This window comes from Methylobacterium marchantiae (assembly GCF_042679825.1).
Taxonomy (GTDB): domain Bacteria; phylum Pseudomonadota; class Alphaproteobacteria; order Rhizobiales; family Beijerinckiaceae; genus Methylobacterium; species Methylobacterium marchantiae.
In genome coordinates, this window is record NZ_JBHTND010000095.1 from 1 (window position 1) to 573 (window position 573).

1 pseudogene is annotated in these 573 nt (G+C 68.1%); it reads right to left on the reverse strand.

Annotated features, from left to right (window positions below):
• A pseudogene (locus ACFQ4G_RS21980) lies at positions 1–573 on the reverse strand (dTDP-4-dehydrorhamnose reductase); the annotation flags it as partial.

Genomic DNA, 573 nt, shown 5'->3' on the forward strand with positions numbered 1-573 from the left:
TCGATGTCGGCGCAAGGCCGGCCATCGATCACGCCGCGGTGGTGCGGCGGGTAGCGTTCGGGCCGGTGGTCGAGCCAGCGCTCGCTGGTGACGTAGTAGTTGACGCCGATGATGTCGGGCGGGCAGGGGTTGTCGCGGAACCAGAGGATCTCGGTGGCATCGATGCTGCTGCGGGTCAGGTAGTCCCACAGCGCGTGGTCGGTGTCGACCCGCCCGCACAGCAGGTCCCACGCGAGCCAGCGGCGCAGGTTGTAGAACTCGGCCACGTCCGCCATTTCGGGCGTGCTGTAGGTCTTGCCCAGGTCATCGGTCTGGACCAGCTTGGCGTTGGGGTTGACCGCGCGGATCGCGCGCATCGACAGCACCACCGCGCGGCACTGGTTCAGCAGCGCCTGGATGAAGGTGCGGTCATCGCGGCCATGCGGGTACCACAGGCCGTACAGTCCCGCAAAGCGGGCCGTGGTACAGGGTTCGTTGACCGGGGTGTAGTACTCGAGCCAGGGATAGCGGGCGGCGACGGCGCCGGCGTATTCGGCCAGCTGTGGCGCAAATGCGGGGTCGAGCAGGCTGGTG